Genomic DNA, 22,742 nt, shown 5'->3' on the forward strand with positions numbered 1-22,742 from the left:
ATGAAAACCATCCACCAAATCAATTTCTGGACTTTTATAATTAACCTCATCCTGTTCCTGATACCCTTTCTTGGCATGCTCTTTATGATGGTGCTGGGTTTTGTACAGATCATACTGGCACTTGCCATAGTGTTTTGCCATTATCGCAGACTGGATCGCAATATGCGGATAATGATCATTGGCTACTGGATATTCGTTGTCATAAACTTTATTGGCATAGGCGCAACCCACTTCTACAATAATTTTGCAAATGATGCCCTGGTGATCCCTTTCCTTTTTCTCATTCCGGGTGCCCTTGCCATTTACTTTGTGTATACCACCTATACCATTACCAAAAACCTCAACCATGAACACCCTGCGCCTCAATACTGAACTGCTGCATGTGCAAAACAACCGTAAGACAGCCAACCTGTATAACGAAGCTACCGAAGACTACGAATTCTGGAGCCGCGACTTCAACATGCATTTTGGGTATTACAGCCCGATGACGACAAACCCGTTCCGCCGGGATAGTATGCTTAACGAGATGAACCGTCAGATATATAAACGGCTCGATGCCAATGGAGTGCTGTGTGACATGGGCTGCGGCATGGGCGGGACAATGAAGTACGGGCTGAAGCATTACGATGGATTGAAGATAATGGGCGTAACACTGTCTGATTTCCAGGCAGAGGAAGGCAACAAACGGTTGGAGGGGCTGGATGGGCTGATACTGAAGGAAGATTACAACCATACCTCATTTGCCAATGAAACCTTTGACGGCGCTATGGCTGTCGAGAGCTTTTGCCACAGCGGGCACAGTGTCGAGTCGTTTAAGGAAGCCTGGCGCATACTGAAGCCCGGCGCAAAGCTGGTAGTCGCCGATGCCTTCCTGAAGAAGGATTTTGAAGACCTGTGCATCGGTGGAAGTTATTGCTACAAAGGCCTGTGCAACGGATGGAGCCTTGAGAAGTTGGGCAACATCCATAGGGTAAAAGCCATGTTGGAGGAAATTGGGTTTAAAGAAATTTATATTGAAGATATTTCGTTCCGTGTAGCGCCATCAGTACTGCACGTACCCTTTGCGATAGGCGGTTTCATACTCCGCAAGATTTACAATGCCCAGCCGCTAAAGCCGCAAAGCATCAAAAACCTGAAAGGTTCGCTGTTCGCGTTGCTGTCAGGTGTACAGATGAACAATTTTGGGTATTATATCATTACGTGCACTAAATAACTGTAAAACAGGTATCATCTCCAACCCTTCCGATATGGGGAGGGCTGGGGTGAGGTCAAAAATAGATCACAATGAAAAAAATGATAATCGCCGCGGGCACCGGTTTCTTAGGAAATGTGCTTATCGACCATTTCAAAAATGACTATAAAATCGTGGTACTTACCCGCGGCAAAGCCGAAATAAAAAACGACATCCGCTACGTAAACTGGGATGCCAAAACCATGACCGGCTGGGAAGCTGAACTGGAAGGTGCCGATGTGCTCATCAACCTCGCGGGGAAGTCGGTGGACTGCCGCTACAACGAGAAGAACAAGAGCGAGATCATGGCATCGCGGGTGGACAGCACCGTAATACTGGACAAGGCGGTAAGCCAGTGCGCCAACCCACCCAAGCACTGGCTCAATTCCTCTACCGCAACCATCTACAGGAATTCTGTCGATAAGCAAATGGATGAGGAAACAGGAGAAATAGGCCACGACTTTTCCATGAACGTTGCCAAGGTATGGGAAAAAGCTTTCTTCCGTAATGAAACACCCGGAACCCTCAAAACGGCATTGCGCACCTCCATCGTCCTGGGCAGGAATGGCGGGGCTTTCGTACCCTTAAAAAAGCTGGCGCAATTTGGTTTAGGTGGCAGGCAGGGCAGCGGCAGGCAGTTTGTAAGCTGGATCCACGAAAAGGACTTTGCCCGCGCGGTGGAATTCATAATCGAAAGGCGAATGGAGGGCCCGATAAATGTCGTCTCCCCTACCCCTGTTCGCAATGCCGCCTTCATGAAAACGTTGCGCAAGGCTGTGGGCATGCCGGTTGGGATTCCCATTGGCACAAGCCTGCTGAAGTTGGGAGCAATGCTCATTGGTACCGAAACCGAACTGGTACTAAAGAGCCGAAACGTAATACCAAAACGATTGACAGATGCCGGGTTTACTTTTGGCTATGGGGATTTGGGCACGGCGCTGGGGAATTTGCTAAATAAGTATTAAAAGACTAATATTAAACAGTCCCAAACACCACTACCAACCCAAACCAGAAAATAGGTACGGCCTCAACCCAAAAAAGCGTATAATATTTCGGTCGGTTGGGTGTGGCATAAATAGTGAACAGTGCGGTGGCAATTACCATACAGAGGTTAGCGGCCAGTTGGCGGTAATCGATGGTTGTGCGGAGCAATTCCAAAAAGAAAAATAGTGCCAAAAGAATGATATTGAGTATTTTGGCCTTGTGTACGCCTATCTGCTGGGGGATGGTTTTCAGGTGGGGATCGTCTTCCCGCAGGTCGATGATCTCGAAAATGGCAATGAGCGTAATGATGAGCAGGAACCGTTGGCAGAATTTTAAATACACATCGGAGGTGATGAGCGCACCGGCATCAATCAGGGGCAGCAGAAGTGTGATGCCCGCCCAACACAGGGCAACAATGTAAATTTTCACCCCGCTCCAGTTGCGGAGGTTTTTGGTCTTCGGGAAAAAAGGAACGGTGTACAATGCCGTAAGCCCGAACGACAGCACTGCCGTTATTTGCGAGGCTCTCTCCAAAAAGAAAAAGCTGGCCCCTGCAATGGCAAGCGCAACAGTACTCAATGCCACGATGATCTTTACCCTGGGCCCGGCTGTCTTCTTGACACGGAAAAGCCCATCGTATTTCATAAAGTTATAGCTGAACATCGTGCCGCAATACGCAAAAGCCGCAACAGGCCAGTTGAACGGCAGGCCAAACTGGTGGTTGGTCATCAGCACCAGCGCCAGCACGCTCATGGCAACGTGCATGCTCCCGTAGATGTACAATGAAAATAAGCGTTTAGCGACATTCATAATGTAAAAATAATGAATATCACAACAGGTCTCTATTTTTGGTGAAAAATTCACAAAATGTCAAGGTCAATATCATTCCTGTTTGAATTTAAATAATTACTTTTGTGCTTCTTAAAAACTATACGCAACACACATGAAAACAGATGCTTTTGCATTAAGGCATATCGGGCCACGAGAGGCTGATCTGCAACACATGTTTAAGGCCATTGGGGTTGAATCCATTGACCAACTGATCTACGAAACCCTTCCGGACGACATCCGCCTCAAAGCCCCGCTAAACCTGGAGCCTGCCATGACCGAATCTGAGTACATGAGCCACATCCAACAGTTGGGCAACAGGAACAGGATATTCAGGTCGTACATCGGGCTGGGTTACCACCCTGCTATCGTGCCGGCACCTATCCAGCGCAACATTTTCGAAAACCCGGGGTGGTATACTGCCTATACGCCCTACCAGGCCGAGATAGCGCAGGGACGCCTTGAAGCGTTGCTGAACTACCAGACCACGGTTATTGAGCTTAGCGGTATGGAGATCGCCAATGCATCGTTGCTTGACGAAGGTACTGCTGCTGCCGAGGCCATGGCACTGTTATTCGACGTGCGTACACGTGACCAAAAGAAAAACAACATAAATAAATTCTTTGTTTCGGAAGAGATACTGCCGCAAACCCTTAGCGTACTTCAAACGCGTTCTACCCCGATTGGTGTAGAGCTTGTGGTGGGTAACCACGAGGAGTTTGCCTTTGGCGACGATTTCTTCGGGGCGATACTGCAATACCCGGGCAAATACGGCCAGGTGTATGATTACGCAGGGTTCATTGCAAAAGCAAAAGAAAAAGAAATAAAAACAGCTGTTGCTGCTGATATCCTGAGCCTTGTAAAACTGACGTCTCCGGGCGAAATGGGCGCCGATGTTGTAGTGGGCACTACCCAGCGCTTTGGTATCCCGATGGGATATGGGGGTCCGCACGCTGCTTTCTTCTGTACTAAAGAAGAATACAAGCGTTCGATGCCGGGCAGGATTATCGGGGTGACTGTTGATGCCAACGGCAACCGTGCGCTTCGTATGGCATTGCAGACGCGTGAGCAGCACATCAAGCGCGAAAAAGCGACTTCGAACATTTGTACCGCTCAGGTACTGCTTGCCGTTATGGCGGGAATGTATGCCGTATACCACGGGCCGAAAGGGCTTGGATACATTGCTGATAAAGTCCACGCCTCTGCCGTTACTACTGCTGATGCACTAAACAAGTTGGGCGTATACCAGACCAACACCGCTTTCTTTGATACCATCCTTGTAAAAGCCGATGCTGCCAAAGTGAAGGCTGCTGCAGAAAAGAGGGAGATTAATTTCTACTATGTGGATGCTGATACGATCTCGATCTCATTCAATGAAACAACGTCTATAAAAGACATCAACGACATACTTGCCGTATTTGCGGAAGCGACTGGAAAAACAGCCGAAACTGTTAACGAGCTTTCAGGAAGCATTGCTATTCCTGATTCTGTAAACAGGACAAGCGAATTCCTTAAGCATGAGGTGTTCAACAAATACCACAGCGAAACAGCCATCATGCGCTACATCAAAAAGCTGGAGCGCCTGGACCTGGCACTGAACCATTCGATGATATCGCTGGGTTCTTGTACCATGAAGCTTAATGCGGCATCGGAAATGCTTCCGCTAAGTATGGCCAACTGGAACAACATACACCCATTTGCCCCAATTGAGCAGGCGGAAGGCTACCAGCAAATGCTTAAGAAACTGGAAGAACAACTAAATGTGATTACCGGTTTTGCAGGCACAACCCTACAACCTAATTCAGGTGCACAAGGTGAATATGCAGGCCTTATGGTGATACGCGCCTACCACGAATCACGCGGCGAAGGCCACAGGAACATTGCGCTTATCCCGGCTTCAGCACACGGCACCAACCCTGCCACGGCACACATGGCCGGCATGCAGGTGGTGGTAACCAAAACATCTGAAAACGGAAATATCGACGTAGATGACCTAAGGGCAAAAGCCATTGAGCACAAGGATAACCTTGCCTGCCTTATGGTTACGTACCCTTCGACGCACGGCGTATATGAGGCATCGATCAGGGAAATAACCAACCTGATACACGAAAATGGCGGACAGGTATACATGGACGGTGCGAACATGAATGCACAGGTTGGCCTTACCAATCCTGCTACCATAGGTGCTGACGTTTGCCACCTGAACCTGCATAAAACCTTTGCCATACCACACGGTGGCGGAGGACCTGGTGTTGGGCCTATTTGCGTAGCAAAACATTTGGTTCCGTTCCTGCCAACCAACCCTGTAATCCCTACAGGCGGCGAAACAGCCATCACGGCTATATCTGCTGCTCCATGGGGATCGGCACTGGTATGCCTTATCTCTTACGGATACATTACCATGCTTGGAGCGGAAGGGCTTACAAGTGCTACGCACCACGCTATACTGAATGCCAACTACATCAAGGAAAGGCTGAGCGGCCACTACGAAACGCTGTATACCGGCGAGATGGGAAGGGCTGCCCACGAAATGATCATTGAATGCCGTCCGTTTAAAGCGAATGGCATTGAAGTGACCGATATTGCCAAGCGCCTTATGGACTACGGCTTCCACGCACCTACAGTATCGTTCCCTGTAGCAGGCACGCTGATGATAGAGCCGACAGAAAGCGAGAACCTTGAGGAACTTGACCGTTTTTGCGATGCAATGATTGCCATCCGCAAAGAGGTTGAAGAGGCAAGCGCCGATGATAAAAATAACGTACTGAAAAACGCACCGCACACCCTTGCGATGCTTACAACTGATAACTGGACGCTTCCTTACACAAGGGAGAAGGCCGCATTCCCACTGGAGTACCTGCAAGAAAACAAGTTCTGGCCTGGTGTGAGGAGGGTGGATGATGCCTACGGTGACCGAAATTTGATTTGCTCCTGTGCGCCTATTGAGGCGTACATGGAAAACTAATTAAGAAGAGGCTGCCGCAAGGCAGCCTTTTTTTATGCAATCAATTCCAAAAATCATTATTCGATTTTCCACTGTAGAGATGGAGTGCTTCCATCTCACAAAAATTAACATTACGCGAGATGCAGGCACTGCGTCTCTACTTACGATGATCAATACAACTAAACTAAAAACGAAAATTAACTATTGAGGAAATTATTTTAAACTGAAACAAAATGGAAAAAAAGAGGATTCTTATCGTTGGGCTTGAAGAAAATGAGGTAAACGTCATACGCCAAAACCTGGAGTTTGAGTACCTGGTTGTACACTACGATATGCTGCCCAACATCAAGCTCATCGAGGGGCAGCTGTTTGTGGAGAGCCCGACAGTGCCCGGTAAGTATTTTATTATAGACAAAGTAGTTTTCCATGGCATTTATGAAACAGACATGGATTTCCTTACGCTTCTGGCGTTATGGAACGGTCCCTGCCTACCCGATGCGTTGGGCATGATGGATCTGAGGCAGCGCATACCGGGACTGGTGCGTGCGTTGCGGATAACGAAATTCGGTGGCAACAAACGAGGTATGGCTATTGGCAGGCAGTTGGTGCATTCGGACACCGAAGTGGTGGCAAAGTGGGGTATCTGGCACTGCGGAGAGGACAAGCATAAATTCATCGGTGCATGGGAGAGCAGCGAAACATCGGTCATTGAACCGTTTATTGACGGCGAGGCTGTACGTATTATGATCGTGGGTGATAAGTACTGGCAGATACGGCTAACCGGTGACGGCTGGCTAAAGTCGATACACAACGAAGGATCATGGGAAATGGAAGTTGACCAGGAACTGTTGGAAGATAGCCGCAAGATAGCGAAACAATTTAACCTCGACGCTGTGGGTATAGACTATATGATAGGAAAGGATGGTACACGGCATTTGCTGGAAGTTAACCATATCCCGAACGTGACGGTTTTTCCGTTCATCAATGAAGCATTTGTGGAATATGCTTCGGCGTGGATAATGGAATAGTGATTTTCCGTCCCGGTCGTTCATTGCGACGGCAGTTCACCGAGCGTGGCAATCTTTCCTTCAGATGCGCGGAAAGATTGCTTCGTCTTTCTCCCCGCAATGACAGGACGTGAATAATTCCTATTTCTTATGACCCGGATCATATTTTTAATCGGTTAAATTAGCGTAATTAGTGGCAAAATTCTTTTTATGAAAGACATTGAAAACAGGCAGGACCTTGAATTCCTGCTGTCTCAATTTTATGATAAGCTGCTCAAAGACCCAGCGATAAGCTACATCTTTACCGATGTGGCAAAGGTCGATCTGGCACACCACCTGCCTATATTGGCCGATTTTTGGGAACTGAGCCTGTTCCATACCGGTAATTACAGGAACAATCCCATGCAGGTGCATATGGAACTTAACAGCAAGGAAAAGCTCACTGAAAAGCATTTCAATATCTGGCTCAACCACTTTTATGACACCGTAGATGAGCATTTTGAAGGCCTGAATGCCGAAAAGATAAAAACTCGGGCTGTATCCATATCAACAGTGATAAAAATAAAATTAGCCCCATCATAAATTATGGCATTCCTGATTTTTTAAACAAAAAATGCTAATCTGTTTAAATATTATGCATGCATAGCATTATTTAGTAAAAGTTATTGTATTATTGACTAATTTTATATTTTAATTGCAGGACTATGAACATCAGGATCACAGGATCGGGAGCCTACATCCCAAAACGCAGCATTTCCAACCTCGAGTTTGCACAGCACGAGTTCATGGATGAGGAAGGCAAAGCTTTGCCCTACTCGAATGAAGTAGTAGCCGAGAAGTTCAGGCAAATTACGGGAATAGAGGAGCGGCGTTATGTAGATGACAACCTCCTGACCTCTGACATAGCATTTTTTGCCTCACAAAAAGCCATTGAAGATGCGGGCATCGACCCGGAAACACTGGATTATATCATTTTTGCGCATAACTTTGGCGATGTAAAGCAGGGTGCCATACAAACGGATATCCTGCCCAGCCTTGCCAGCCGCGTAAAGCACAGCCTTAAGATAAAGAACCCACGCTGTGTGGCCTATGACATCTTGTTCGGGTGTCCCGGATGGGTGGAAGGCGTGATACAGGCACAGGCTTATATCAAAGCCGGAATGGCAAAGCGGTGCCTGGTGATTGGAGCTGAAACACTTTCCCGCGTTGTAGACCCTCACGACAGGGACAGCATGATCTATTCGGATGGTGCGGGTGCAAGCATCATTGAAGCTACTAATGACGAAGGCGGCATATTGGCGCATGAAACAGCTTCTTACACTTATGATGAGGCTTATTTCCTTTTCTTTGGAAACTCCTACAACAAGACCCATGACCCTGACGTGCGCTATATAAAAATGTACGGCAGGAAAATATACGAGTTTGCACTCAATCATGTGCCGCTAGCCATGAAATCGTGCCTCGAAAAAAGCGGTGTAGCTATAGATGACGTCAAAAAAGTACTTATCCACCAGGCGAATGAGAAAATGGATGAAGCCATCATCCTCCGTTTCTTTAAGCTATTCGGCAAAACCCCGCCGGAAAGAATAATGCCTATGAGCATCCATAAGCTGGGCAACAGCAGTGTTGCTACTATCCCAACACTTTACGACCTGCTTATAAAAGGCCAGATTGAAGAGCAGCAGCTTAACAAGGGCGATGTGTTGATTTTTGCATCGGTGGGTGCAGGAATGAATATCAATGCTTTTGTCTATAAGATTTAGTCATGAGTATTGGTTTAGCCGGAGAATTAAGCCTTCGGTCTTAAAACCTATCGCTTTATTTTAGCCAAGACCTTATCTATAGTGGCATTTACCTGGTAAACCATTCTGAATTTATAAATAATAATTATGGTGCCTGCCATGTAAAGCAACGTTTTATAAGTAAGCGTTACAAGATGTGAGGCGTGGGACGGAAGGAAGTACACCGCTATACCGGTAACGGCGAAAACAATGCCCATTTGCAGGAATTTTTTATCGAAAGGCAGCAAGCCGAACTTTTTGTAAATGAAAATAAGCTTGCTGATGTTGAAAAGGGTCATGCTGATGAACGAAGCCCATGCCACTCCCACAATGCCATAGCCCCCGCCGATAAACCAAATGTTAAGCGACACGTTAAGTACAATGAGCAGCAACACAGCTACCAGGTTGAAACGGTAATATTTGGAATAGGTGATTATCTCGCCATTGAAGCCTGTAGCCATGTTGATGAGTACGCTGAAGCCAAGAATTTCAATTATTGGGATGGTGGGCTGCAGCTTAGTGTAGTCGGGCATCAGGCGGAACAGGTCATCCAGCCCAATGATGATGCAGCCATACAGCACTGCCCCTATAAAAAAAAGCAGGCGGGCAATTTCTTTGTATTTCACATTCAGGTCACCCATGTTGTGGCTGCGCAGGTAATTGGAAATGATGGGCGCGTAGAGTGCGAACATTCCTACGGCGGGTATTTGCAATGTAGTGGCAAGCATAGCCCCATTGCTGAATACGCCATTAGCCTCCAGCGAAATCATATTGGGTATTATAAGCCCGTCAATGCGGAATGCCAGCAACGAGCCCAGGCTTCCGGCCAGTGAATACAGGCTATACCGGAAATATTCCTTACGTGAAATCTCCCCAAAAAGCGTTTTAAAACGGTAATTGAAGCCCGGCCTGTACTTTTTAAAAAGATATACCGATGTAAGTACTAAAATAAGGAGAAAGCCGCTCATATAAAGCCAAAGCGCCTCATTGCGGGAAATGCCTTTATACAGGAGCAGAAGAAATGCCGCCGGAAGCACAATTTTGGGAATGATTTTTTCAAACATGGCGGGCACGGCAATCTTTTGCAAATCCTGCAATTGTTTCTTGAACAGTTCAACAAAAGCCAATGCCACAGCTATCGGAAAAGCAAAATATACCAGCCCTTTAAATTCGGGACTCCCAAAGTTTTCATACAACAATATACCTGCAAAAACCAAAACGCTTACCGCGAATACCGAGAAGACGCTATAACTAAAAAGCTGCTTTTGCCGCTGTTCAGTGAGAGCCGGGTAAAATTTGATAAGCGACTGGCTGGCGCCCAATACCATGATTGGGAACAGCAGTTGCGATATGCTGTCTATATAGCGGACAGTTCCCTGAAACTCATAATTTTTAGGGTATATAAGCAGCGATGACACCACCCCTATTCCCGTACCAAGGTAGTTAATGATGGCAAACCACACCACCTGCTTCATCGGCGCTGCCTGTTGCTTCTCCATTATTTGGCACGTTTGCGGGCGGCGGTGACCTGCCCCGGTTTTATAATGAAACCCCAGTAATAGCCTAACAGGGCTTTCGCCATTTGCCTCGCCTCTGCCCTGCTGTAAAATTTAGAGAAATATTTCGGAAGACCCAGCGCCTCTTTCAATCCCTGCAAATACGCACCCGGCAGGCTGCGGTTAGGGTCGATGAGCGTGGCCAGTATTTTGTATTGGCTTTGGGTAATGTCCTTTTTGAAGTTGCGGGTAATGACGCGATCGTGTACTATTCCTGCATTTCTATCAATCAACATTAAAAAACCGTGATAAAGCACACGGTCACAATAGTTGCGATCCTCTCCATAGTGCCCGAAGAGCGGTTCGAAAAACCCTACACCCTGCACGCATTCCCGGCTGAGCATCCAGGCTGCGGCATTGACGAAGTTTGCAGTAAAGAGCCCCTCTTGTTTTAATGGTTTAGAGCGTTTGAGGTAGGTTTTAAAATTAGCGTCTAAAGTTTGCCCATCGGCGATGTAATGCGTAGGGCTGGCAATACCTGTTTTTTGCATCCCCATTTCCATTACATCTACGAGCCTGCCAATCGTATCGTCAAACACCCAGGCATCCTGGTTAAGCAGGAAAAGATAATCTCCCCCCTGCTCCAGCGCCATTTGCATACCTATGTTATTGGCCTTGCCAAAACCCAGGTTTTCGGGCGACTTTACCAATTGTACCTGCGGGTATTTTTCGAGAAGGGCCACAGAATTATCGGTTGAATCATTATCGATGGCAATGATGCTCACCGGATAGGACGAGGCAAGCAGCGAAGCGATATTTTTATCGATCCACCTTGCGCCGTTGTAGGTAACAATGATTACAAAAACCTTTTTATCCAATGTTTTCTTTTCTTCCCACAAAAATAAGGATATTTGCACCTATTTAGCCACAAAATGAAATATTACGTCATCATACCGGCTTACAACGAAGCAGCTTTCATCGGGACAATGCTCGAATCACTGGCCTCACAAACCTTTTTGCCTGCCAAAGCCATTGTGGTAAACGATAATTCTACTGATGCTACTGCGACCATTGTAAGTGAATTTGCTGCTAAACATCCCTGGCTGTCACTGGTAAACAAAAAGTCGGATACCGTACACCTTCCGGGAAGTAAGGTAATACAGGCCTTTAACTCGGGATATGAAGCTGTGGATGATGGTTATGACGTAATTGTAAAGCTGGATGCCGACCTTATCCTGCCCCCCAACTATTTTAAAGAAATACTGGATGTTTTCCGGTCCAACCCCAAAGCCGGTATGGCCGGTGGGTTTGCTTACATTGAAAAGGACGGCAACTGGGTACTTGAAAGCCTTACGGATAAAGACCATATCCGTGGCGCATTCAAAGCGTATCGCAAGGAATGCTTTTTACAGATTGGAAAACTGCGCCCAGCGATGGGATGGGACACTGTCGATGAATTGTTATCCAAATACTACGGCTGGGAAGTGATCACACTCGAAACACTGATAGTAAAGCACCTGAAACCCACCGGGTCTAATTACGACAGAGCTGCCCGCTACAAACAGGGCGAGGCTTTTTATACACTGGGTTACGGTTTTCTTATTACTGCCATAGCCGGAGCAAAGCTGGCAATGCGCAAAAAAAAACCGCTGCTTTTCATTGACTATATCAACGGATACATGAAAGCTAAAGCCAAAGGCGCAACAATGCTGGTGAATGCGGATCAGGCAAAATTTGTCCGTGCATATCGGTGGGACAAAATGAAGGCGAAGCTTTTTAATAAGTAAAGTATTAAAAAACTATTAACTGATAAGGAATAATGGCTGTAATGTGGTACTTTAGCCATTATTTTCCACATAAATGATTAGAGCATTACACCAGATAGGCCGATACTTCCTTATGCTGAAAGAGGTTTTTACCAAGATGACAAAGTCAAAGGTAATGAAGCCCCTGATCCTTAAAGAAGTCGACGACCTAATTATAGGATCATTGGGCATTGTCGCATTCATCTCGTTCTTTATCGGGGCGGTTGTTGCCATCCAGACCGCGCTTAACCTCACCAACCCGCTCATCCCGAAAATGCTTATCGCATTTGCCACAAGGCAGTCGGTGATCCTTGAGTTTGCACCTACATTTATTTCGATAATAATGGCAGGGCGTGCAGGATCATATATCACTTCGAGTATAGGAACAATGAGGGTTACCGAACAAATCGACGCCCTTGAAGTAATGGGCGTTAATTCGTTGAACTATCTTGTGTTCCCAAAAATTGTGGCATTTATACTCTACCCGTTTGTAATTGCACTATCAATGTTCCTGGGTATACTCGGGGGCTATGTAGCCGGGGTTTACGGAGGGTTTATTGGAAGCGATGAGTTTGTACAGGGCATGCAGACGGACTTTATCCCCTACCATGTGTTTTACGCATTCTTCAAAACGTTCCTTTTCGGGATGATTCTGGCAACAGTGCCATCATTCCATGGGTTTTATATGAAGGGTGGCGCGCTCGAAGTAGGAAAAGCCAGTACAACATCTTTCGTTTGGACCAGCGTTACCATTATCCTGGTAAATTATATTCTAACCCAACTAATGCTGAGCTAATGATAGAGATAAAAAACATAGAAAAATCTTTTGGAGAAGCAAAGATCCTGAAAGGGATATCGACCACTTTTGAGACCGGCAAGACCAACCTCATCATTGGCCGAAGCGGATCGGGTAAAACGGTTATGCTGAAAACGCTGCTGGGGATACACGCCCCGGACTCAGGCACCATATCATTTGACGGCAGGATTTATTCTGAACTCACCCCCGATGAAAAGAGGACGCTTCGTACCGAAATAGGAATGGTATTCCAGGGCAGCGCGCTGTTCGACTCCATGAATGTTGAGGACAACGTAGGCTTCCCGCTGAAGATGTTTACCAAAAAACGAAGCCGCGAAGTAAGAGAGCGTGTTAACGAAGTTTTGGAGCGCGTAAACCTGAAGGATGCCAACAAGAAGTTTCCTAATGAAATTTCCGGTGGTATGCAGAAAAGGGTGGCCATTGCCCGCGCCATAGTAAACAACCCTAAGTACCTGTTTTGCGATGAGCCTAACTCCGGACTTGACCCGGAAACCTCTATCCTGATCGATGAGCTGATCCAGGAAATCACCAAGGAATATGAAATTACAACTGTTATCAATACGCACGACATGAACTCAGTATTGCAGATTGGCGAAAAGATTGTTTTCCTGAAAAACGGCATCAAGGAATGGGAAGGAAATAATGAGCAGATACTTGAAACCCGGAATAAATCCATTGTAGAATTTGTATATTCATCGGACCTTTTCAAGAAAGTGCGTGAAAGCCTGCTTGCAGAAAGCGAAGAGGAGGACAATAAATAAGCAATGTGAGTTTACTGACTGTGCCTGCTTAATAAAAATATAATTAGAGTTTAATAATAAGGCCCGCTTTTAAAAGAGCGGGCCTTAGTTCTTTAGTTTACCTCTCTCTGAAGGTAAACCCATCCGGTTACCTGTTTCCCTGCGGACAGCGTAACCACATAGTAGTAAGTGCCGGTGGGCAGTTCGCCCTTATCCGACTGGCCATACCACTCATCTTTATAATTCTCTTTTTCATATACTTTTTGCCCGTAACGGTTAAACACCATCAGGTCGCGCACATCAAGATTGCTCAGGTCGAAACTTTGGTTATACTCATCATTGTTTGGCGATATGCCTCGTGGAATGAAGCAGTTGGTGTTATCCACCGTCACGGTAGCCTGGGCGCTGCAGCCATCAGCATTGGTCACGGTTACCGAATAGTCGCCGCTCTCTAATCCTGTAATGTTGGCAAACTCTCCGAAAGCACTGTAGTTGTCCGGGCCTGTCCATTCGAAGGTAGCACCCGGGATTTCGTTGATATTTACGATGGATATGATATAATTAAAGTCGATGCACCCGTCTTCGAGTGTAATGGCAAATGCATTGGTATTGCGGGTTACCTCTATAGCATGCGTTGTGGTACAGAAGCCGTTATCCACCTCAACCTCATAGTCTCCCGGCTCAGATATTTCTATCGCCCAGGATGTCAGGGCCGGATCGATTACCCCATCCACATACCAGGTGTAGGTATATCCGGCATCGTTGGTGCTGAAGTTGCCCGGCTCAACCGATATTTCGGTGGTTTGGCCTTCGCAAATGGCAGTATTACCATCGAATGCGAACTGAGGAACAGGATTTACAACTACTGCAACAGTAGCCGCGGGCGATTCACACCCATCAACTGTTACTGTAAGTGAATAGTCTCCCGCATTGGTCAATGCAATTGCATTTATAAGAGGGTTTTGAACTGCAGATGTAAATCCGTTAGGCCCCGTCCATGCATAGGTAGCACCCGGCACGGCATCGGCCGAAAGCTGTACATCCAAACCTTCACAAACCGGGGCAACAGCGCCCAGCAACGGTGCACCGGGCCTGTTTTTAAGCTCAATGGTTATCACGGCCGTATCGTCGGGCCCACAGCCGGAGGCGGTATAAGTAAACTGGTAGGTTCCCGGGGCAACACCCACAGCATTAAAGGTGTTTCCTGCCAGTGCTCCGGTGCCGCTCGTATCTGTCCATACCCCATTAGTATCTGCTGTTGCAGAAAGCAGGTCGGCAAGATTGACAGACTGCCCGTCATTACATAGTGAAATACTGTTATCAGCACCGGCATCAGGAGTGGCGCCTACCTGTACTGCCACGGTAGAGGCAGGAGATGAACAGCCATTAACTGTCACAACTAATGTATAATTGCCACTATTCCCTACCACTGCATTAGTGATTACAGGGTTTTGCAATGTTGATGTAAAATTATTCGGGCCGGTCCACGCATATGCCGCACCCGGGACTGCATCAGCCATAAGCTGGATGTTGTCTCCTTCACAAAGTCCGGCTACAGGAGTAAGCACGGGAGCGTTTGGAACATCTTTGAGCTGGATGCTGATGATGGCTACATCATCCACTCCGCATGAACTGGTAACTGTATAAGTAAACTGGTAGGTACCCTGGGCTACACCGGTAGTGTTGAATACTGTACCTGTAAGCGCCCCCGAGCCGTCAACATCGGCCCATGTACCGCCGGCGTCGTGTGGTGTGCTCAGGTAGTCCTCAAGATTGATGGATGTACCCGTATTACAGAACGAATCGTTGTTGTTATCGCCTGCATTCGGCATTACGTTAGGCACTATTGTATATTCGAGGGTCTGGTTGATGCACGACCCCGGATTATCAGATGAGATGGTAACATAATAGGTGCCGGCCTCTGATGCTTCAAAAGCTGGGAAGTCAAGCACATTGGTTGTACCCAGTATGGTTCCCGGCGCGCCGTCTTTATACCATTCATAATCCAGGAAAGTAAAATTCTGTACCGAAAGCGAGCTGTCCTGCCCCTCACAGAAGCCATCAGCTACAATTTCGATAGGGTCAAGGTTATTGATATCTATCTGGATGTTTACAGAGTTGCCACAAACATCGGTAACCATGAAGTTATAAGTACCGGGTTCCAGGTTTGAGAACAGGTTCGATGTACCGTTATCAACCGGGAAAGGATCGTTGTCCATTGTGGTAATCTCGTAATGCAATGGCGCAACACCCGTAGCATCAATAATCACTTCCGAAGTATTGTTGGCACACGGGAAGTTATAAGCACCTTCGATTACCGGAACACCTCCAAATTCGAAGGTATCGATGATTTCAAGGCACCGGAAGTTAGTAGTGGAACCATTACTGTAGACGTGGAAAGCCCTTACAATCCTGAATTCACCAGTGTAAATAAGGGTATTGTTGCTTGTGTTATTAGTAAGCAAAAGCGAGTTCCCTGCTGTTGGCAGAGTACCTTCAGTATAAGGGTTACCCGACCCCGGATGACCCCAGGTACCGGTCACTTCGTTATATTTTTGAAGCCAGAAGGACTGCAGGTTCGACCCGTTACTGGCAAACTGCAGCTGTATATTAAACGACCCGCAATTAGGCTGAACATTTACGGTATTATTCACTACCTGGTAACCTTGTATCGTTACTGTTTTTTGTCTTGCCGTACCACAGTTGTCTACCGTTTCAAACACATAGGTGCCGGCAGGCAGGGAGTTCATGTAAAAGTCGCCATCTGTGGCTATGTTGGCCGAAACATTTTGCGGAACAGTAAATCCCGCAGGCCCCTGGGTAATCATTACCGAAACCAGTGCGTTATCGGCAGCACCCAGGCGTACCGAACCTTCGCCAACCGCACAACCGGGTCGCTGGTTTTCCGTAAGCAGCAGGTCATCGCCAGATGGCGCAATGATGGCCGTTTCGGTATATTCATCGCCACACTCGTCGATTATTACGAATACGTAGGTTCCTAAGGGCAGGTTACCCATTATAAATCCGGTGCCGGGAATTATGTATTGCGATACATCGTCAGGCAGCACGTCCGGTGCAATACTGTCAATATACGCCTGGGGCGCTGACGTCATCACCACCGAAGCAATATTCCTTGTTCCCAATGTAATATTTACCTGTCCAAGACAGGTGGTTCCCTCTATTTCAGTCTGTACAGTTGGGGTTGCCCCATCTGTTATATCAAGTATTTGGGTTGCCGTATGGCCGCAGGCATCGGTTATCTGAATTTCATAGCTCCCAAATGGTACAGGATTAGCGTCTGAACCATAATTAACAAAAGCACCGCTATGTGTAGGGTGTGCAGGATTGAACGCGGAAGGGTTGAAGCCGGCAGGGGCATTTAAAAAGTTTACTGTATATGGAGCTACATAAATAGAGGGCGTCAGCTTTATAAAATAATTGCCGCAGCTTTCATTTTGCGGCTGTGCCTGAAAATCAAACTCCTGGTCAATCGTATTACCGTTCCTTGTAAACACATTGCCACAGGCATCGGTAACTTTCAGATTGTATGTATATTGCTGTGCGTGGTAAAATGGTATGGTTGCCACGACGTTATTATTCAGGTTATTCCCCGTTGCAACAGTCTGCGTCACTACTGTAGGTGCACCGCCTCCCGGAGGGAATACTGTAAATTCAAAGGTAAGCGGGAAGAATATCTGGTTCCCTGTTACAGTGGCAAAAAAATGATCGACAGTTATTGTATTACAACTGGGCAATACTGCCGAAGCGATTGTAGGCGGATCCATGATCACACTGGTAGGCGTCTGGTTAAGCTGTACGGTAACTACCACAGCATTACCACATACGTCTACCACCCTTACGTTATAAGTTCCTACAGGAAGATTATTAAACGCGTTTGATGCCTGAGGGGCAGTAGTAACCGGACCCGACACAAGCTGGTAAGTCGCTGCGGTCCCGGAAGTCATATTTACCGTGACTTTACCATCACCCGGACAACGTACATGGGTAAGGGTTACACCATAAGTTAACGTTTGTACAAGGTTGGTTATAGTTACATTGGCCGTTGCCGTGTTGGACAATGCACCTACAGATTGTGTAGCAATAATAAGGTAATCGCCCGCTACAAGGCTGCCAACGGTACCGGTACTTACTGTGGCCACGGGCGTGGTGGTATTGGGTAAAAGGTATACTTCATATCCCATTACAGCACCCGCAGCAATATCGGTAACTGTAAAAGACAACGCACCGTTACCCAAACAGGTTTGGGGCGTGGGCGTAACCGTCAGCGTAAAGGGATCCAGCTGGGCGAAAGCGCCAAACCCTGTAAACAGGGAAAACAGCAGGAATAGTTTAATGCATAATTGTTGCTTCATAAATTGGTGGTTTTAACTGTGGTTTTTTTATTTTTCAAGGAATCATGAATTCCTTTTGTTTCCCCGGAAATGCGCCGACCGGCCCTCTATAAATGGCCAATTGCCCTCTACCCGAAAGAAACGGGAAGGGCCACACGATTGTATAACAGCTCATAAGCAGAAAATCATACCTCAAAATTCAACTTTAACATAAATATTCCTGCGAATAAATCTTAAAATTCTGATTATAAAAACATTAACCCTGTTAAATTTCTCAAACAATTATACATAAAGATTTAACCGGGCCATATTACTCACAGTCCCGGAACAAATAAAAAGGTTGCGTAAAATTGTATTAATTTACCTGTCGCTGCAAATATACCCACCCTGTCACCCTTTTGCCCGCTGATAAAGTAAGGACATAATAATACGTTCCCGTAGGCAATTCCCCGCGATGTGACTGGCCGTGCCATTCATTCAGGTAATTGTCCTTTTCGTAGACTTCCAGGCCATAACGGTTGAATATCTTAATGTGCTTTACATCAAGATTGGAAAGATCGAACGAATTATTATAGCTGTCACCATTAGGCGATATACCCCTCGGTATAAAACAGGTAGTATTATCCACAATTATTGAGGCATTTTCAGCACAACCTTCAGCATTGGTCACGGTTACAAAATATTCACCGGAAGAAAGGTTGGTTATTATGGCTTCCCCGCCAATATGGTGATAGCCATCGGGCCCGGTCCAAACAAAATCTGCACCATTTATATCACCAATGTTGGCAATGGTAATCACATACTCGTTATTCCGGCATCCGGCGTCAAGTTCCACCGTAAATAATCCGGTAGCCCGGGTTACAGAAATTTCCTGTGATGCGGTACACCCATTTCGTGTTACTTCTACGTTATAAATACCCGGCTCAAAAACTTCTATGGCGCTTTGGTCAATACCTGCCAGCAATTCGCCGTCATGGTACCACGCATAAGCAACGCCGTTTTCAGGAAAATTATCCGGTTCAACCGAAATTACCGTGCTTTGCCCTTCGCAAAAAGAAGGCGTGCCGCCAATGGTAAACTCAGGAAGCGGATTAACAGTTATATTCACGACGGATGGTGGCGATGCACAGCCGTTAACCGTTATTATCAATGAATATGTCCCCCCTTGGGCGGTTGAAATGTTAGATAATACAGGATTTTGTTCGGTAGAGGCAAAACTGCCCGGGCCCGACCATTGGTAGGATGCCCCGGCAACACCTGCTGCCAGCATCTGTACACTGCTCCCCTCGCAGGCGGGAGCTAAAGGGGTGATTACAGGAGCTGACGGCCTTTCCTTCAACTCGATAGTAATTACAGCATCATCCTGCCCGCAGGCATTGGAAACCCTGTAAGTAAAATGATATGTGCCTCCTGCCATCGCCGCAGTAGTAAAGCTACTGCCTGCCAATGCGCCGGTGTTATCCGTATCTTCCCATATACCACCCGGAACAAAAGGCACAGAAAGATAGTCATTAAGATCCAGCTGCTGCCCATCATTACAAAATGATAGCGCAGCATCAGGCCCTGCCAATGGCAGCGGGTTCACCACAACATCCTGCGTGGCTGTTGGTGATGCGCAGTTGTTTACCGTAACGGTAAGCGAATAAGTCCCTGCATTAACCAAAGCCGGACTGGCAATGATTGGGTTTTGGTCAGTAGAAGTAAAGTTGTCCGGGCCGGTCCAAAGGTAGGATGCGCCGGGTACAGCTGCTGTCGAAAGCTGAACAGGACTGCCTTCGCATACAGGGTTGGTGACCGATATTACAGGCATATCGGGAGCATCCCTCAATTCGATTGTAATAATGGCTGTATCTTCCCCCCTACAGGCTGTACTTACCTTGTAAGCAAAATGATAAGTCCCTTCAGGCAGTGCCCCTATAGTGAAAAGGCTCCCTGACAGAGTTCCAGCATTATCCAAATCCTCCCATGTGCCCCCCTGGTCGTAGGGCTGGGTGAGGTAGTTTTCAAGATTCAGCGCGACATTAATGTTACACTGAATGATGCTGTTATCAGGACCTGCCTGCGGCAATGTGTTCGGTGCGGCTTCGTATGAAAGCAATTGGTTGATGCACGAGCCTACAATTGGAGAAGAAATGCTTACATAGTAGGTGCCTGACTGCGTTGCCGAATTATATGACGGAAAGCTAAGCGTGCCCGAAGTGCTCAGTATGATTTCGGGGTTGCTTTCTTCCCACCATTCATAGGTAAGGAATGAAAACTCATCAACCGACAGCGAACTTGCCTCGCCCTCGCAGAATCCCTGCGCAGTAAGCTCAATCGGGTCAAGCGCGTTGATATCAAATTGTATGTTACGCAGGTTGCCGCAATAATCAGCTACCTGGAAATTATAGGTAGCTGGCTCCAAACCCGAAAAATGGCTGGAGGTGCCATTGTCTACCAAAAACGGTTCACCATTTTTTGTAGTGATCTTATAGGTAAGCGGCGGTACACCTTCGCCCACGACAATCACTTCGGTGAGCCCGCCGGCACACGGAAAGCTGTAAGCATCGATAATAACAGGCGCTCCATCGAACATGAACTCTTCTATGATGTCAAGGCACCGGAAATTGGCAGAGCTGCCGTTGCCCCAAACATAAAACAGCTTTATGATCCTGAACTGGCCTAGCGACTGGATGTTGATGTTATCTGCATTATTATTGAGAAGGTAGGAATTGGTAGTATTGGGTGTAGAACCTTCAGTATAATTGTCGCCGCTAACAGGGTGTTCCCAGGTACCCTCCGCTTCGTTATAGCGCTGCAAATAAAACGTCTGGAAATTATCACCATTGCTTGTGTGGTGTAGCTCCAAATTGAAGGATGAACAGGTGGGCGTAATGTGAATTTCCTGCTGTTGGATGTGGTAGCCCTCAACACTTACCGGCAGGTCTGCCATTCCGTTGCAATCATCGGTTACCCTGAACACATACTCGCCCTCAATAAGTGAATTCATGTAAAAGCGGCCGTTAACTGCAATATTGCCTGTTACGTTCAGCGGGAGCGTCCCTACGAAATCGTCCGGGGCATCGATTATCTGTACAGTACCTATTGGAGAGCCTCCCGAGGTAATGCGTACCGAACCATATCCTTCCTCACAGCCCGGGTTTTGGGATACCGAAAGCGTGAGTACCGGCGGCTCAAGGCTAAAAGACATTTCGTGCTCGTCTCCGCAGGAGTCGGTAACTACAATTTCATAATCACCCATCGGGATATTGCCCATAAGGAAGCCGCCGTCCGGTGTTATGAATTCCGAAACATCATCCTCGAGCGGATTGGGATACGATTCAGGCGCCTCAATGATCACCACCGAGACGATATCCCTGTCGATCATTTCGATCCCAAAATATCCTTCGGTATCGCAGGTATACAATTGGGCGGTAAGCTGCGGAACCACTTCAACGGGTATAGTATCAAAACTGTGCGTAACGCTGTGGCCGCAGGCATCTGTAAGTATAAATTCATAATGCCCTATTGGGACAGGGTTAAGCATTGTGTTTCCGTAAGAAACAGGGACAGCATTAAAAGTCGGATGGCCCGGATTGAAGTTTACAGGATCGAACCCTGCAGGAGCCTGCGTGAAATTAATGGTTACAGGCAACACAAAATAGGCGGGCAAGATACTAAAGGCATTATCACCGCAATTGATGGCAGCCTGCTCTACACTTACGGATATCGACCTGTTTACAATGACATTATTGCGATTATACACATTGCCGCAGGCATCGGTAACCTTGAGGTTATATGTATACTGCTGTCCGTGGTAAAATGGTATTTGACCTAAGACAGCGACACCGTTAAAAGGCCCGCTGTTAACCTGGGTGGTTACTACCGCCGGGGTACCGCCACCAGGCGGATATATGGTAAACTCACATGTAAGCGGATAAAACACAATAAGATTAAGCCCGGTAACCTGCACATTATGACTAACATTGATAAGGTTACAGGCCGGCAGCATCCCCGACTGAATAGCTGCTGAAGATATGCTAAGCCCGGTATTGAGCTGGATAAGCTGGACGGATGTTACATTGGCCTCACCACAGTTATCGTACACACGAACCTGGTAAGTACCTACAGGAAGCCCTGTAAGCACGTTAGAAGCCTGTGGCGGAACGACTACAGGGCCTGATATAATTTCATACAGCGCCCCAACCCCGTTTGTGATATTTACAGTAATAACCCCATCGTTGCCACAACGAACCATAGTTGGCGTAAGGTTGTAAGCCAGTGGCACTATGCTATTGGTTATAGTAACATTGGCTGTAGCCGTGTTAGATTCCCCTGCCAGCGATTGTGTGGCCACCACCAGGTAATTGCCAGCTACAAGCCCCCCCACTGCCGGTGTTGTAGCAATGGCAACCGGTGTGGTGGTATTGGGCAGCAGGAAAACTGCATAATCTATAGTGGCCGAAGAGTTTGTACCCGACACCGTAAAAGCCATTGAGCCATTACCCAGACAGGTTTGTGCTGTGGGTGTTACATTCAGCGTAAAGGCGGGGAGCTGGGCAAAGCCTTCGCATGAAAAAATGAGTGTCATTACAAGTAATAACACCTTTACAGAAGGTAATCGTTTCTCCATCAGCAATTTTTTATTGGTCTTAAAGATAGCCATTGCGTGGATATGCTACTCAGCAGACTACAAATTTTAACACAATAGTTTGCCAAATTGTCATTTAGCAAATACACTTCCGGGAAATAAAAAAGCCCTGAAGCGATTTCAGGGC

15 protein-coding genes are annotated in these 22,742 nt (G+C 46.9%); 10 read left to right on the forward strand and 5 right to left on the reverse strand.

From position 1 onward, the window contains the following. The 3 genes from OGH69_RS17040 to OGH69_RS17050 all read left to right on the forward strand — a co-directional run bounded on the left by OGH69_RS17040 (position 1) and on the right by OGH69_RS17050 (position 2,196). Positions 1-372, forward strand: a complete 372-nt coding sequence (locus OGH69_RS17040) for a hypothetical protein (RefSeq protein WP_265175702.1) — start codon at positions 1-3, stop codon at positions 370-372. Further along, positions 347-1,213 (forward strand): SAM-dependent methyltransferase, encoded by an 867-nt coding sequence (locus OGH69_RS17045; RefSeq protein WP_265175703.1) that lies wholly within the window; start codon positions 347-349, stop codon positions 1,211-1,213. Before OGH69_RS17040 ends, OGH69_RS17045 begins: the two co-directional genes overlap by 26 nt. Before the next feature lie 71 nt (positions 1,214-1,284). After that, on the forward strand, positions 1,285-2,196 hold the full coding sequence (locus tag OGH69_RS17050) for a TIGR01777 family oxidoreductase (protein ID WP_265175704.1): 912 nt from the start codon (positions 1,285-1,287) through the stop codon (positions 2,194-2,196). Positions 2,197-2,206: 10 nt separating this feature from the next. Here the strand turns inward: OGH69_RS17050 and OGH69_RS17055 are convergent, their stop codons facing one another. After that, positions 2,207-3,025 (reverse strand): UbiA prenyltransferase family protein, encoded by an 819-nt coding sequence (locus tag OGH69_RS17055; RefSeq protein WP_265175705.1) that lies wholly within the window; start codon positions 3,023-3,025, stop codon positions 2,207-2,209. Positions 3,026-3,158: 133 nt separating this feature from the next. Between OGH69_RS17055 and gcvP the strand changes: the two genes are divergently transcribed. The 4 genes from gcvP (at position 3,159) to OGH69_RS17075 (ending at position 8,757) form a co-directional block, all read left to right on the forward strand. After that, positions 3,159-6,008, forward strand: a complete 2,850-nt coding sequence (gene gcvP, locus OGH69_RS17060; RefSeq protein ID WP_265175706.1) for an aminomethyl-transferring glycine dehydrogenase — start codon at positions 3,159-3,161, stop codon at positions 6,006-6,008. Positions 6,009-6,220: 212 nt separating this feature from the next. Next, complete coding sequence (locus tag OGH69_RS17065) at positions 6,221-7,015, forward strand: ATP-grasp domain-containing protein (protein WP_265175707.1); 795 nt, start codon at positions 6,221-6,223, stop codon at positions 7,013-7,015. A 189-nt stretch (positions 7,016-7,204) separates the two neighbouring features. Then, a complete protein-coding gene (locus OGH69_RS17070) occupies positions 7,205-7,576 on the forward strand; it encodes a group III truncated hemoglobin (protein WP_265175708.1) in 372 nt (123 codons plus the stop codon). 122 nt (positions 7,577-7,698) lie between these two features. Then, on the forward strand, positions 7,699-8,757 hold the full coding sequence (locus tag OGH69_RS17075; RefSeq protein WP_265175709.1) for a 3-oxoacyl-ACP synthase III family protein: 1,059 nt from the start codon (positions 7,699-7,701) through the stop codon (positions 8,755-8,757). Positions 8,758-8,804: 47 nt separating this feature from the next. On the opposite strand, the gene OGH69_RS17080 is transcribed toward OGH69_RS17075, so the two are convergent. Both OGH69_RS17080 and OGH69_RS17085 read right to left on the reverse strand, forming a co-directional pair. Further along, the gene (locus OGH69_RS17080) at positions 8,805-10,274 is read right to left on the reverse strand and encodes a lipopolysaccharide biosynthesis protein (protein ID WP_265175710.1); all 1,470 of its coding nucleotides are present in this window, start codon (positions 10,272-10,274) and stop codon (positions 8,805-8,807) included. Continuing rightward, on the reverse strand, positions 10,274-11,149 hold the full coding sequence (locus OGH69_RS17085; RefSeq protein ID WP_265175711.1) for a glycosyltransferase family 2 protein: 876 nt from the start codon (positions 11,147-11,149) through the stop codon (positions 10,274-10,276). The genes OGH69_RS17080 and OGH69_RS17085 overlap by 1 nt, the downstream gene beginning before the upstream one ends. Positions 11,150-11,203: 54 nt before the next feature. Here OGH69_RS17085 and OGH69_RS17090 point away from each other — a divergent pair, with 54 nt between their 5' ends. The 3 genes from OGH69_RS17090 to OGH69_RS17100 all read left to right on the forward strand — a co-directional run bounded on the left by OGH69_RS17090 (position 11,204) and on the right by OGH69_RS17100 (position 13,654). Then, positions 11,204-12,058 carry a glycosyltransferase family 2 protein gene (locus OGH69_RS17090; RefSeq protein ID WP_265175712.1) on the forward strand — a complete coding sequence of 285 codons (855 nt, stop codon included), beginning with the start codon at positions 11,204-11,206 and terminating at the stop codon, positions 12,056-12,058. Positions 12,059-12,131: 73 nt separating this feature from the next. Continuing rightward, positions 12,132-12,872, forward strand: coding sequence for an MlaE family ABC transporter permease (locus OGH69_RS17095; protein ID WP_265175713.1), 741 nt, complete (start codon positions 12,132-12,134; stop codon positions 12,870-12,872). Continuing rightward, the gene (locus OGH69_RS17100; protein ID WP_265175714.1) at positions 12,872-13,654 is read left to right on the forward strand and encodes an ABC transporter ATP-binding protein; all 783 of its coding nucleotides are present in this window, start codon (positions 12,872-12,874) and stop codon (positions 13,652-13,654) included. The genes OGH69_RS17095 and OGH69_RS17100 overlap by 1 nt, the downstream gene beginning before the upstream one ends. 92 nt (positions 13,655-13,746) lie before the next feature. Here OGH69_RS17100 and OGH69_RS17105 read toward each other — a convergent pair whose 3' ends face one another. Both OGH69_RS17105 and OGH69_RS17110 read right to left on the reverse strand, forming a co-directional pair. After that, positions 13,747-18,006: a T9SS type B sorting domain-containing protein gene (locus OGH69_RS17105; protein ID WP_265175715.1), complete on the reverse strand. Its 4,260-nt coding sequence runs from the start codon at positions 18,004-18,006 to the stop codon at positions 13,747-13,749. Between the two features lie 334 nt (positions 18,007-18,340). After that, entirely contained in the window at positions 18,341-22,597 is a 4,257-nt protein-coding gene (locus OGH69_RS17110) for a T9SS type B sorting domain-containing protein (protein ID WP_265175716.1), read from the reverse strand. Positions 22,598-22,742: the final 145 nt, after the last annotated feature.

Source organism: Flavobacterium sp. MFBS3-15 (assembly GCF_026107645.2).
In the GTDB taxonomy this organism is placed as follows: Bacteria; Bacteroidota; Bacteroidia; order Flavobacteriales; family Flavobacteriaceae; genus Flavobacterium.

What these genes read in the sequence shown, in the direction of transcription:
- OGH69_RS17070 (WP_265175708.1), top strand. Translation starts at nt 7,205, where the DNA reads ATGAAAGACATTGAAAACAGGCAGGACCTTGAATTCCTGCTGTCTCAA.
- OGH69_RS17090 (WP_265175712.1), top strand. Translation starts at nt 11,204, where the DNA reads ATGAAATATTACGTCATCATACCGGCTTACAACGAAGCAGCTTTCATC.
- OGH69_RS17100 (WP_265175714.1), top strand. Translation starts at nt 12,872, where the DNA reads ATGATAGAGATAAAAAACATAGAAAAATCTTTTGGAGAAGCAAAGATC.
- OGH69_RS17110 (WP_265175716.1), bottom strand. Translation starts at nt 22,597, where the DNA reads ATGGAGAAACGATTACCTTCTGTAAAGGTGTTATTACTTGTAATGACA.
- OGH69_RS17065 (WP_265175707.1), top strand. Translation starts at nt 6,221, where the DNA reads ATGGAAAAAAAGAGGATTCTTATCGTTGGGCTTGAAGAAAATGAGGTA.
- OGH69_RS17075 (WP_265175709.1), top strand. Translation starts at nt 7,699, where the DNA reads ATGAACATCAGGATCACAGGATCGGGAGCCTACATCCCAAAACGCAGC.
- OGH69_RS17050 (WP_265175704.1), top strand. Translation starts at nt 1,285, where the DNA reads ATGAAAAAAATGATAATCGCCGCGGGCACCGGTTTCTTAGGAAATGTG.
- OGH69_RS17095 (WP_265175713.1), top strand. Translation starts at nt 12,132, where the DNA reads ATGATTAGAGCATTACACCAGATAGGCCGATACTTCCTTATGCTGAAA.
- gcvP (WP_265175706.1), top strand. Translation starts at nt 3,159, where the DNA reads ATGAAAACAGATGCTTTTGCATTAAGGCATATCGGGCCACGAGAGGCT.
- OGH69_RS17055 (WP_265175705.1), bottom strand. Translation starts at nt 3,025, where the DNA reads ATGAATGTCGCTAAACGCTTATTTTCATTGTACATCTACGGGAGCATG.
- OGH69_RS17040 (WP_265175702.1), top strand. Translation starts at nt 1, where the DNA reads ATGAAAACCATCCACCAAATCAATTTCTGGACTTTTATAATTAACCTC.
- OGH69_RS17045 (WP_265175703.1), top strand. Translation starts at nt 347, where the DNA reads ATGAACACCCTGCGCCTCAATACTGAACTGCTGCATGTGCAAAACAAC.
- OGH69_RS17080 (WP_265175710.1), bottom strand. Translation starts at nt 10,274, where the DNA reads ATGGAGAAGCAACAGGCAGCGCCGATGAAGCAGGTGGTGTGGTTTGCC.
- OGH69_RS17105 (WP_265175715.1), bottom strand. Translation starts at nt 18,006, where the DNA reads ATGAAGCAACAATTATGCATTAAACTATTCCTGCTGTTTTCCCTGTTT.